This is a genomic window from Parabacteroides sp. PF5-6 (assembly GCF_029504695.1).
Taxonomy (GTDB): domain Bacteria; phylum Bacteroidota; class Bacteroidia; order Bacteroidales; family Tannerellaceae; genus QVMG01.
This window is the reverse complement of record NZ_JAQFIN010000015.1, coordinates 15453-27942: the sequence shown is the minus strand read 5'-3', so window position 1 is coordinate 27942 and position 12490 is coordinate 15453. Positions and strand designations below refer to the sequence as shown.

Below are 12490 nucleotides of genomic sequence, written 5' to 3'. Positions count from 1 at the left end.
TATTAAAATAATGTTTTTGCAATGCGCCGTGCTTCGGCGTCTGTTTCAACATAGTTATCGTAGGTTGGGGTTTGGATAAACGTTACCTTAGCCATGGTCTGTTCGATCACCTCGCTCATTTGCAGGAAGCCGATCCGGTCTTCCAGAAAGGCGGCGACCACCACCTCGTTGGCGGCGTTCATCACGCAAGGCAGATTCCCTCCTTTGTGAATCGCTTCGTAGGCGAAAGCCAGGTTACGGAAGCGGGTCGTATCCGGTTCTTCGAACGTCAACGAATGCTGCTGCAGGAAATCCAACCGGGGCGCTGTACTCTTCAACCGCTTGGGATAAGAGAAAGCGTAAGCGATCGGCAATTTCATATCGGGGATGCCCAACTGCGCCATTACCGCACCGTCTTCGAACTGCACCATCGAATGAATGATCGACTGCGGATGCACCAATACCTCGATCTGCTCGGGCGCAAGGCCGAACAGCCATTTGGCTTCGATCATCTCGAATCCTTTGTTCATCATCGAAGCGGAGTCGATGGTGATCTTAGCACCCATCGTCCAGTTCGGATGCCGCAAGGCCTGGGCTTTGGTGACCTTCGCCAGTTCGTCGATCGGCAGCGTACGGAACGGACCACCCGAAGCCGTCAACAGGATCTTCTCCACCGGGTTCTCCCAGGCGCCCACCAGGCATTGGAAGATAGCCGAATGCTCGGAGTCGACCGGCAATACGGGTACCTTGTATTCCTGTGCCAATGCGGTGATCAATTCGCCGGCCACCACCAATGTCTCTTTATTCGCCAACGCGATAGCCTTGCCCGCTTTGATGGCAGCAATGGTCGGCTTCAGGCCGGAATAGCCCACCATGGCGGTCAACACCATCTGGATCGGCTCCGACTGCACCACCTGGGCGATGGCATCCGCTCCCGCCCATACCTTGATCGGCAGGTCTTCCAAAGCCTCTTTCAGTTCGGGGTACTTCTGCTCGTTGGCAATCACCACCACCTCGGGCATGAAACGGCGTGCCTGGTTGATCAACAGATCCACCTGGTTGTTGGCCGTCAAGGCATAGACTTCGAAAAGGTCAGGGTTCTCACTGACTACTTCCAAGGCTTGCGTCCCGATGGATCCGGTGGATCCCAATATGGCTAATTGTCTCTTCATCTCTTTAGAATGCGATGTATTCCGCCGGGTTGACCGGGCTTCCGCGGTACCATAACTCAAAATGCAGATGCGGCCCGGTCGATAATTTGCCCGTATTGCCGACCAATGCGATGGCCTCGCCGGCAACCACCGGATCGCCGATCTCTTTCAATAATAACTCATTGTGCTTGTAGACGGAAAGAAAGCCATTCCGGTGCTGGATCTGGATCACATTGCCGTAGTTCGGATCGAAGCCGGTAAAGACCACCGTCCCGTCCAGCGTAGCCAAGACACTCTCGTTCGGAGAGGCCACCAGGTCGATGCCATAATGCCTGATCTCCGGCTCGTAAGCCGCCGAGATCACCCCGTTGATCGGTTTGACAAAGAAGATGCCGTCTGTCGGTACCGGGTTGGGGTTGAGGCTGGTCAGGTTGTATTTCTCTTCTTCTTCGAAGGTGCGCACAAACTCGTCTTCCCGCGCCGAGCGGGGAATTTCGTAGTGAGGGTTGACCTGCGCCAGGGAATCGACCGTCCGGATGGAGTCCAACGGGGTCGTACCCGCCAGGATTCCGGCGACATTATCGAGGTAGAACGACTGGATGGCGATCATCCGCTCCAACGAGTCGGCACGCAGGGCGTTCTGCACGATCACCTTGCGCACTTCCACATCCAGATAGCCCGGCAGGTAGTTGCGGATCGGCGTCATGATGATGATCGCCGAAGTGATTGTGATCAGGAAAAGGGCGAAGAACAAGATCGAGGTGATCGCCGAAAACAGGGATACGCGCAACGACCAGACCTCCTCCAGTGTGCTCTCGTTGAAAAAGGAGAGCTTGTACTTGAAGCGTATCTGGTGCCAGAAAGATTTCCTGTTTTTCTTTTTCTTCTTTTTTGCCATTGTCCTTAAATCTCCAATAAACCGTCCGGCAGGGCGACTGTCATCTCCTTTTCGGCATGGTTTACGTCAACTATCAATTCTTCTGCCGCGGGAAACAATAGTTCATTCCCTTTGTAATCAATATGCAAGAGTACGTTGATCGTGCTCTCGTCTATGGCGGTGATCCGGCCCAAAAGACCTTCCCGGGTGTCCTTTACCGTGTAACCGACGAAGCTGTCCCAGGTCATATCGCCCACCAGCGTATCTTCTTCCATGCCTTCCAGCGGGTAATACACTTCGCGGTTGACGAATTCGCGGGCGGCATCTTCCGTATCCACGTGTTCGAGCTTGATCAACATGACGTTATCGCTCTTGTAGCGGTATTCCTCCACGAAGAAAGGCACGAGTATGCCGTCGATCTCGCAGACCACGTAAGGCTCTTCGGCTTCGTCGAACAGGTCGCAGGTGGTCAACAGGGAGATCTCCCCTTTCACCCCATGCGGTTTGGCGAATTGTCCGATCTTGAATACCTCTTCTTTTTTTATCATGGTGCAAAGGCTTACAGGCGGGTGATACGGGCTCCGATCTGGTTTAGTCGTTTGTCGATGTCCTGATAGCCCCGGTCGATCTGGTCGATATTGTCGATCTTGCTGGTTCCTTCCGCGCTCAGAGCCGCGATCAGCATGGCTATTCCGGCACGGATATCGGGAGAGATCATCGAAGCTCCGCGCAGGCGGAAACGGTTACCCAGTCCGATGACCGTTGCCCGGTGCGGATCGCAGAGGATGATCTGCGCGCCCATGTCGATGAGTTTATCCACAAAGAAAAGGCGGCTCTCGAACATCTTCTGGTGGATCAAGACACTGCCTACCGCCTGCGTGGCGACGACCAGGAATACGCTCAACAGGTCGGGAGTCAGCCCCGGCCAGGGTGCGTCGGCAATGGTCATGATCGATCCGTCGATAAAGGTATCGATCTGGTAGGAGTCGTGGGTCGGCACATGGATATCGTCCCCTTTCTGCTCGACGGTAATGCCCAGCCGGCGGAAAGAGTCGGGGATAATACCCAGGTGATCGTACCCGGTATTCTTGATCAGGATGTCTGATCCGGTCATGGCAGCCATACCAATGAAGCTGCCGACCTCGATCATATCGGGAAGTATGGTATGTTCGGCGGCGCCTAAAGCGTCAACGCCTTCAATAGTCAGTAAATTGGAGCCGACACCGGAGATGCGGGCACCCATCCGGTTCAGTAACGCGCAGAGTTGTTGCAGGTAAGGCTCGCAGGCGGCGTTGTAGATCGTCGTTCTGCCTTTGGCCCGTACGGCAGCCATCACGATATTGGCGGTTCCCGTCACCGAGGCTTCGTCCAATAGCATATAGGTGCCTTTCAACTCTTTGGCTTCTACCTCGTAGACTTGCCTTTCATTGTCGTAGTGAAAACAAGCACCCAACTTCTGGATCCCGACAAAGTGCGTGTCCAGACGTCGGCGTCCGATCTTGTCGCCTCCCGGCTTGGGGATCATCGCTTTGCCGAAACGGCCGACCAATGGTCCGACGATCATCACCGAGCCTCTCAACGAAGCGCTCTTACGAAAGAAGTCTTCACTGCACATATAGTCCAGATCGACATCGTCGGCCTGAAACGTATAGGTATCGGCGGCCGGATGCTCCACCTTGACGCGCATATCCCGCAGGAGCTGGATCAGGTTGTTGACATCCAGGATATCCGGCACATTGCGCACGGTGATCTTCTCCGGCGAAAGCAACGTGGCACAGATGATCTGAAGCGCTTCGTTCTTCGCTCCCTGCGGAACGATCTCACCCGAAAGCCGGTATCCTCCTTCTATGACAAATGAACTCATCGCCCTTTACGTGAATAGTTTTTCTTGTTGTTGTTATTGTTGTTGTTCGTTGTATTGTTGCGGGCTAAGATATCCCGGCTTTCCGTCAGCTTGTGACTCTCTTCGTCCAATACAATGGCGCCTTCCGACAGTTCGTCGAGGTCTTTAAAGATCTTCCGGTCGTCGACCGATTCTTTGTTCCAGGTCAGGAACGATTTCTTCATGTGATTGGCCAACAGGTTGATCAGTTGGTTCCGTTCACTGCCGCCTTCTTCCAGTTCAGTTGCCTTCTGAATCATCAGTTCGAGGGTTCTGCCGTAATGTTTGTAGCGGATGCGGGAGTTGTTATAGGGAATCCGGGGCGGCCGGCTGTGCAGATCTTCTTTTTTGATGATCTCGTAGGGATAGTCGATATCGAGCTTGAAATCGGCCATGATGGCCAGATGATCCCACAGGATATGCTTGAAGTCGTTCACATCGCGCAGGTGCGGGAACATATTCCCCATAATATTTATAATTGTATTGGCACAGCGTGTACGTTCTTCGCGATCTTCGATGGCCAGGCAGTAGTCTACCATGTTCTGAATGTTACGTCCATACTCGGGCATGACCAATTTCTTTTCTTCCGTGTTATATTTCATTCCTTTAAAGATATTTAGTCGGCAAATTTACAGATTATTATTGATTTAAGCGAGAGCAAGATCATAAAAATCCCCAATAGGATACAAAAGAAAAACCGTATCTTTGCATTACAATGAAAAGGATTATCGCTTTTATTCTATGTCTTTGCCTGTTGGGTTGCCAAAGCTCAAAAAAGAACGCCGAAGAAATACAGGTACTGGCTTTGCGCGGCCCTTCCGCGATTGCTTTAGCCCAGTGGATGGGGAATCCGCCTGTTGTTGACGGGAAGAAAATCAATGTTCGCGTGGCGGACTCACCGGATCAGGTCGTCGCCGCCCTGATCAAAGGGGAAACAGATATGGCCGTATTGCCTATGATCAACGCGGCAAACCTATACAACAAAGGATTGCCTTACCGCCTGGCCGGTTGCCCGATCTGGGGCAATCTCTATTGGGTCGGAAGGGCAGATGCCCGGCAGATGTATGTGTTCGGAAGCGGAACAACCCCGGATATCCTCACGCGCTACCATATCGAGAAGAATGAACTCCCGTACACTTTGAACTATACGTTGGGCACTGCCTCCGAAGTCGTTCGTGGTCTGTTGGCCGGCAAGGTGGAAGCCTCCGTCCTGGGTGAGCCTTTTGTTAGTATGGTGATGCAGCGCGACTCTTCCATCCGCATACTGGCCGATCTGAATAACCCGACCGCGACCTCTCCCGGATTTGCCGAGACGGCGATTCTGTTCAGCCAGTCTTTATCCGGAGAAAAGGAAGCGTTGAACCGGCTGTTGAAAAAAGCCTGTCGCTATGCCGAAGAACAGCCGGAAGAGGTGATTGCCCTTTTAGAAAAACACCGGATCTTCCCCGAAGGGCTCCTGAGCACAGAAGGCATAAAACGGTCCCGGATCATGTATCTGACCGCCACAGAGGCGCATACGGAGATCCGTTCTTTCCTGGAGATCATCAACCGGTACGAACCGCGCGCCATCGGTGGCCGCCTTCCGGATCACTCTTTTTATAATTGATCGGATATGGGAAAGAGACTGACTGTATTTCTATCGATAGCAACCCTGCTTCTGGTGTGGCAGTTGACGGCAGTCTTTGTCGCTCAACCCGAGATCTTCCCTTCGCTGCCCCGTTTGTTGACGACGCTGATCGAGCTGGTTTGCTCCGCTTCTTTTTATCTCTCGGTAGGCACTACGGTCTTGCGCGGGCTGGCGGGTATGGGTTTGTCTTTATCGCTGGCGCTTCTCTTTGCCGGTGTCTTTGCCCGCTGGGAATGGCTTTACGAATTGTTTCGTCCGTTGTTTATCCTGATGCGCTCGATCCCTGTGGTCTCTTTTATCTTGCTTGCGTTGATCTTTCTGCATACCGAAGGCATTCCATTGTTGATTGGTTTCCTAACCATGTTTCCCCTCTTGACAGAGAACCTGACCCGGGGCTTCCAAAGCCTGGACCCCGGTTTGCGCATGGCCGGCCGGCAGTTTCGCCTGAGTCGTCGCAACCGGTTTACCCAGATTGTTTATCCGCAGTTGAAACCCTTTCTGTTCAGCGGGGTCGCTTCTGCTGCCGGGTTCGGTTGGCGGGCGATCATCATGGGCGAGGTATTGGCACAGTGCGCCACCGGCATCGGCAGCGAGATGAAATGGGCGCAAAGCTTTATCGATGTGCCCGGATTATTGGCCTGGACGCTGATCGCTGTCGTGATCAGTTACCTGTCGGACAAAGGCATTCAGTGGTTGTCGAAGCGGGAGATCCGGGTGGCTTACCGGCCGGCGAAACATCCGGCGGAAGAGATGAAAGTCACAAACGGTCTTCCCATCGAAGCCGATCACCTCTCCTACCCCTATGGCGTCGCCGGCTTTACCTATCGCTTTGACGCCGGGAAAATCTACGGTATCTCCGCCCCTTCGGGCACAGGAAAGACCACGTTATTGAATCTATTGAACGGCACCTTGCTGCCGGTCGAAGGCACGTTGACCATCGACCGCTCCGAAGGGGTGGCATCGGTCTTTCAGGAACCTCTTTTGTTGTCGCACCTGACGGTCCGGGAGAATATTTCCCTGGTTATCGCCCCCTATTATTCCCGGGAAGAGGCCGAAGCGAAGGCTGACATCTTCCTTCGGCATGTCGAATTGCACGATTATGCTTCGAGTTTGCCTGCGCAACTGAGTTACGGCCAGCAGCAACGGGTCGCTATCGCCCGGGCATTGGCCTACCCCTCCCCTTTCCTGTTTATGGACGAACCGTTCAAGGGACTCGACCGCCCGCTTTGCCAACGGCTGATCATTTATCTCCGCCAACGGCAGGAAGAAACGCAGCAAACCGTATTGTTTACCTCCCATCAGGCCGACGAACTCTCCTCCCTGGCCGATACGGTGGTTACTCTAAATGCCAATCTTGCAACCCGCTGAAAGTGAAGAACCAACACCTTCCTCGAAAACTACCGGTAGTTTGTCGACAAACTACCGGTAGTTCGTCAACAAAATATTAGTAGTTGGTGCGCAAACTACCGGTAGTTTGAAAAAAGGGGGTGCGGAGATGAATAATACAGGTTCAAAGAATTATCTTTGCCCTCCAATCTAACGTGTAAATCATGATGACCTCAATTATCTATAATCTTATTTCAAGCGCTCTCAATATCCCTTCCCGACAGGTGGAAAAGACCGTCGCCCTTTTGCAGGAAGGAGCCACCATCCCTTTTATCAGCCGTTACCGAAAAGAGGTGACCGGCGGACTGGACGAAGTGCAGATCGGTGGGATCAAAGACCAGCTGGATAAACTGACCGAACTAGTCAAACGCAAAGAAACCATCCTGAAATCGATCGAAGAGCAGGAAAAACTGACGCCCGAGCTCCGGAAACGAATCGAAGACTCCTGGGACAGTACGGAGATCGAAGACATCTACCTGCCATTCAAACCCAAGCGTGTCACCCGTGCCGAGATCGCCCGCAAGAAAGGGCTCGAGCCGCTGGCGAAAATCCTGATGTTGCAAAACGAACCGGATCCGGAGACTCGCGCTTTTGCCTTTGTCCGGGGTGAGGTGAAGGATGCCGCGGACGCCCTGCAGGGCGCCCGTGATATCATGGCCGAGTGGGTGAATGAGAACGAAGGCGCCCGTCATGCCGTGCGTAACGCGTTTACCCATACGGCAGTGATCTCTTCCAAGGTTGTCAAGGGAAAAGAGACGGAAGGCGCGAAGTATCAGGACTATTTTGATTTCAGTGAGCCCTTGAAGCGCACCTCTTCGCATCGTCTGTTGGCCTTGCGCCGGGGCGAAGCGGAAGGATTCCTGCGCGTAACCATCTCGCCGGATACAGAATCGAGCCTGGAACGCCTCCGGAAACGGTTTGTGAAGGGCCGTGGCGCCTCTTCCGAACAGGTGGAAGAAGCAGTCGACGATGCCTTCAAGCGGTTGCTGAAACCTTCTATCGAGACCGAATTTGCCAACCTGAGCAAGGCCAAGGCCGATGAAGAAGCGATCCGGGTATTTGCCGAGAACCTGCGCCAGTTGCTTCTGGCTCCACCCCTGGGACAGAAGCGGGTATTGGGCGTCGATCCCGGTTACCGCACAGGCTGTAAGTTGGTCTGCCTGGATGCCCAGGGCAATCTCTTACACAATGAAACGATCTACCCGCATCCGCCGCAGAACGAGCGCAACAAAGCCGGTGTCAAGGTGGCTCACCTGGTAGAGACCTACGATATTCAAGCGATAGCGATCGGTAATGGCACGGCCAGCCGGGAGACGGAGCAGTTTATCACCGGCATCCGCTACGACCGCAAGGTACAGGTGTTTGTGGTCAGTGAGAATGGCGCATCGATCTATTCTGCTTCGAAGATTGCGCGTGAAGAGTTTCCGCAATACGATGTGACGGTGCGCGGCGCGGTCAGCATCGGCCGTCGCCTGATGGACCCGCTGGCTGAACTGGTGAAGATCGACGCGAAAAGTATCGGTGTGGGGCAGTATCAGCACGATGTCGACCAGACGGCTTTGAAGAAGAGCCTGGACCTGACGGTCGAAAGCTGCGTGAATCTCGTGGGCGTGAACGTGAATACCGCCAGCAAACACCTCTTAACCTATGTCTCCGGCCTGGGGCCGGCTTTGGCACAGAACATCGTCAACTACCGGACGGAGAATGGCCCTTTTACTACCCGTCGTGAGCTGTTGAAAGTGCCGCGTATGGGCGAGAAGGCGTTCGAACAGAGCGCCGGCTTCCTGCGGATCTCCGACGGGAAGAACCCCTTGGACAATTCGGCGGTACATCCCGAGAGCTATCCCGTCGTCGAACGGATGGCCAAGGACCTGAACTGCTCCGTTGCCGAACTGATCGCCAACAAAGAACTCAAGAAAAAGCTCCGGCTGGAGGAGTATACGACCGATAAGGTCGGTATGCCTACCCTTCGGGATATCATGGACGAACTGGATAAACCCGGGCGTGACCCGCGTCAGGCAATTCAGGTCTTCGCTTTCGACCCGACGATCAAAACAATAGAAGACCTGCGCGAAGGAATGATCCTTCCCGGGATCGTAACGAATATGACGAATTTCGGTTGCTTCGTCGATGTTGGCATCAAAGAGAACGGATTGGTGCATATCTCCGAACTGGCCGACCGGTTTATCACGGACCCGACGCAGGTGGTTTCTATTCATCAGCATGTGCGGGTGAAGGTGTTGAGTGTTGATCTGGCAAGGAAGCGGGTGCAGCTTTCGATGAAAGGGGTTTAAGGGATTTAAGGGGATTAAGGGGTACAAGGGGCTTAATGGGCTTAAGGAAAGCTCCCCCCCCTTAAACCCCTTGTACCCCTTAATCCCCTTATCCCCCTTAATCCCCTTTAAAAAAACATGACAAAAGAAAAAATCCAAAAAACAAACGCCGCCCGCCTCCTCGACCAGGCGAAAATCCCATACTCCCTCGTCCCCTACGAAGTCGACGAGAGCGATCTCAGCGCCACCCACGTCGCCGCACAACTGGGCGAAGACGTCGAGCAAGTCTTCAAGACCCTGCTCCTGCAGGGCGATAAGAGCGGCTATTTCGTCTGTATCATCCCCGGTGCCGATGAACTCGACCTGAAAAAGGCAGCGAAAGTCTCCGCCAACAAGAAGTGCGACCTGATCCCCATGAAAGAACTCCTGCCATTGACCGGCTATATCCGGGGCGCCTGTTCGCCGATCGGCATGAAAAAGTCCTTCCCGACCTACATCCACGAAACGGCGGAGCTCTTCGAGCAGATCTATGTCAGCGCCGGCCAGCGCGGCTTGCAACTCTGCCTCTCTCCCACCGATCTGATCCGGGAAGTAAAAGCCATCGTCGCCGATCTAACCCTCTGATTCTTACCACTCCTTCTTATCCCTCAAAAAAGTGTCTGTAATGCACAAGGCATGGAGAAAAGCGAGCCGGAAAGAGGCTTCGGCAGTGTCAAACTATTGGACAATGATGTCCAATAATTTGACATAAGGGGTAAGCGTGCGTGTTTGTTAATCTGTTTGTAGTGAATGTGTTATTCGTTTTGGCATGTCTTTTGCTATTCAATGGGTGAACACAAATGTACGTACGTTATGAAACAGTTTTTTTATGCCCTTAAAAACCTACTGAACGGGCGGGGGAATAACCTGATCAAGGTGGTTTCATTGACCCTGGGGCTGGTGGTTGCCCTGGTTCTCTTTTCCAAAGTAGCTTTCGAGATGACTTTCGATACGGCTTATCCCGATGCCGACCGGATCTACCAGTTGGTTCGGAAAACAGCGGGCGACGGCAAGAAGATCGAGCAGAATCCCCGCCTGTATGCTCCGGTGGTGCGCGACCTGCAAGCCGAACTGCCGGAGATCGAAACCGGAACGACCACGATGAGCGAGGCAAGCCATATCTATTTGCACATTGGCGAGAAGATTTTCCGGGAGAAAGTGTTGATTGCCGACAGCCGTTTCTTTGAGGTGTTCGGTATCACATTATTGGAAGGGGATCCGGCCTTGTTGCAACTCCCGACAACGATCTTTCTATCCCGTTCCACGGCCAAACGTTTCTTCGGCGACGAGAATCCGATCGGGCAGACCGTCAGCCGCAACCGCGAGAGCCTGACCGTCGGCGGAGTCTATGCCGATATGGAGAATAGCCACCTGCTCTATTCCGCGTTTATCCCGATGGATACCAAAGCCTTCGCTCATCTGGGCTGGCACAACCCGGATCCTTTCTACGGCTATATCAAACTGGCCGCCGACGTCACACCGGCACAGGTGGAAAAGCGCATACAGGAAGTATTGCCGAAGTTTATCGATGTGGAAGCGGCCAATGCCCAAGGGAATTTCCACGATTTCTATCTCTATCCGGTCACGAAGCTTCACAGTGGGCTGAGCGATGTGCGGCGTCTGGTGATGATTCTGAGCATTCTGGCGTTTTCATTGCTTTTTGTTGCCGCGATGAACTATGTGTTGATCTCGATTTCATCTTTGGCCCAGCGTGCCAAAGCGGTGGGGGTGCATAAATGCAATGGGGCTTCCGACAAACATATCTTCCGCATCTTCTTCTACGAAACGATCACGATCCTGTTGGTCGCCATGGTCTTTGCCTTGCTGATCATCTTTGCTTTCCGGTCGTCGATCGAAAGTATCATACAAACGCCGCTTTCCGCCATTTTCTCAATACACAACCTTTGGGTCGCCGGGCTGGTATTGATTGTTTTATTGCTCCTGGCGGGGGTGATCCCGGCGATGATCTTCTCGGCCGTGCCGGTGACGAACCTGTTCCGGACCTATGCCACGCATAAAGGTGCCTGGAAACGGATGTTGCTCTTTGTGCAATTCACCGGCGCTGCTTTTATGGTGACCCTCTTGGTGATCATCGTCAAGCAGTACGACTTGTTGTTGCATGTCGATATGGGCTATCAAACTCATAACCTTTATTATTCGGAGAATATCTCGGGCGTGCCCCGTACGAAGGTGGCCCTGTTGAAAGCGGAACTCGAACAAATGCCCGAAGTGGCCTCCGTTTCCGTCGCTTCCACGCTGCCGATCCGGGGCTTGGAAGGCTTGGGCGCGATGGATATCGATGATCATGCGCATACTATCCCCTGTCGGGGGATCGCAGCCGATAGCGACTACCTGGCGACAATGGGAATCAAACTCCTGCAAGGCGAGAATGTAGGCGATAATAGCCAGGGATATACCCGTGCCATCGTCAACGAATCGTTTGTCAAGCAGATGGGATGGAAAGATTCGCCGGTAGGGAAAACTTTTCTGTCGGGGCTGAACGGGAAAGACAAGCCGATTCAGGTGATCGGCGTCATGTCCGACTACAAGATCTCTTCCTTGAACGGGAAAGAATTGGAGGATCTCTATCCACCGGTTGCCTTCTTCCCGTTGGATATGGGCGAAGAAAACTGGCTGTTCGCCTGGGAGCGGGTGATGGTGAAACTGCATGATACGGATGAAGCGGTCGTTACAAAGATCAATGTGATGATGCGTGAATTATTGGAGAAACCCAATGCTTTCTTTATCGATTACGATGTCTTGTTGGCGCAGAATTACCAGGACGCGCTCTTATACCGCAACGCTATATTGGGCGCTTCTCTCTTCCTTTTACTGATCACTGCTTTGGGTCTGATCGGTTTCACCCAGGATGAGATCAGCCGGCGAAGCAAAGAGATCGCGATCCGTAAGATTGTCGGCGCCCAGGTGTTGAGTGTCTTGACGACCATCACCAAAGGCATTGTCTATATCGCCATCCCCGCCTTATTGATGGGTTTTGCCCTCTCTTATCTCGTCGGTGCGCAATGGCTGCAACAGTTTGCGGTCAAGATCCCGCTCGACTTTTTCCTTTTTGCCTCCTGTGCCGTCATGGTATTGGCCGGCATCATCACCTGCGTGACCCTCCGTGCCTGGCAAGTGGCCAATGAAAACCCGGTCAGGCATCTGCGAACGGAATAACTTCCAAGTCCTTTTCCAAAAAACCGGAAGACGGGCAGTGTATATCACACATTTGTTATGTATTTTTGCATAGAAACAAATGTGTGATATATCTTTTTA

At 53.2% G+C, this 12490-nt stretch carries 10 protein-coding genes; 5 read left to right on the top strand and 5 right to left on the bottom strand.

Features of this window, described 5'->3' with window-relative positions; genetic code table 11:
- Positions 1-2: 2 nt before the first annotated feature.
- The 5 genes from M2133_RS13900 to M2133_RS13880 are packed head-to-tail and all read right to left on the bottom strand — an operon-like array spanning position 3 to position 4491.
- Complete coding sequence (locus M2133_RS13900; RefSeq protein WP_277466784.1) at positions 3-1151, bottom strand: 1-deoxy-D-xylulose-5-phosphate reductoisomerase; 1149 nt, start codon at positions 1149-1151, stop codon at positions 3-5.
- 4 nt (positions 1152-1155) lie between these two features.
- Positions 1156-2028: a M23 family metallopeptidase gene (locus M2133_RS13895; RefSeq protein ID WP_277466783.1), complete on the bottom strand. Its 873-nt coding sequence runs from the start codon at positions 2026-2028 to the stop codon at positions 1156-1158.
- Positions 2029-2033: 5 nt separating this feature from the next.
- Complete coding sequence (gene rimM / locus M2133_RS13890) at positions 2034-2555, bottom strand: ribosome maturation factor RimM (protein ID WP_277466782.1); 522 nt, start codon at positions 2553-2555, stop codon at positions 2034-2036.
- 11 nt (positions 2556-2566) lie between these two features.
- Positions 2567-3871, bottom strand: coding sequence for a UDP-N-acetylglucosamine 1-carboxyvinyltransferase (gene murA / locus M2133_RS13885; RefSeq protein WP_277466781.1), 1305 nt, complete (start codon positions 3869-3871; stop codon positions 2567-2569).
- Positions 3868-4491, bottom strand: coding sequence for a DUF4290 domain-containing protein (locus M2133_RS13880; RefSeq protein ID WP_277466780.1), 624 nt, complete (start codon positions 4489-4491; stop codon positions 3868-3870). The genes murA and M2133_RS13880 overlap by 4 nt, the downstream gene beginning before the upstream one ends.
- Before the next feature lie 113 nt (positions 4492-4604).
- On the opposite strand from M2133_RS13880, the gene M2133_RS13875 reads away from it, so the two are divergent.
- From M2133_RS13875 to M2133_RS13855, 5 genes are all read left to right on the top strand, one after another.
- Complete coding sequence (locus M2133_RS13875; protein ID WP_277466779.1) at positions 4605-5495, top strand: ABC transporter substrate-binding protein; 891 nt, start codon at positions 4605-4607, stop codon at positions 5493-5495.
- A 6-nt stretch (positions 5496-5501) separates the two neighbouring features.
- Positions 5502-6884, top strand: coding sequence for an ATP-binding cassette domain-containing protein (locus M2133_RS13870; RefSeq protein WP_277466778.1), 1383 nt, complete (start codon positions 5502-5504; stop codon positions 6882-6884).
- A gap of 185 nt (positions 6885-7069) precedes the next feature.
- Positions 7070-9196 carry a Tex family protein gene (locus M2133_RS13865; RefSeq protein WP_277466824.1) on the top strand — a complete coding sequence of 709 codons (2127 nt, stop codon included), beginning with the start codon at positions 7070-7072 and terminating at the stop codon, positions 9194-9196.
- 117 nt (positions 9197-9313) lie between these two features.
- On the top strand, positions 9314-9799 hold the full coding sequence (gene ybaK / locus M2133_RS13860; RefSeq protein WP_277466777.1) for a Cys-tRNA(Pro) deacylase: 486 nt from the start codon (positions 9314-9316) through the stop codon (positions 9797-9799).
- A 228-nt stretch (positions 9800-10027) separates the two neighbouring features.
- Positions 10028-12391, top strand: a complete 2364-nt coding sequence (locus M2133_RS13855; protein WP_277466776.1) for an ABC transporter permease — start codon at positions 10028-10030, stop codon at positions 12389-12391.
- Positions 12392-12490 lie beyond the last annotated feature (99 nt).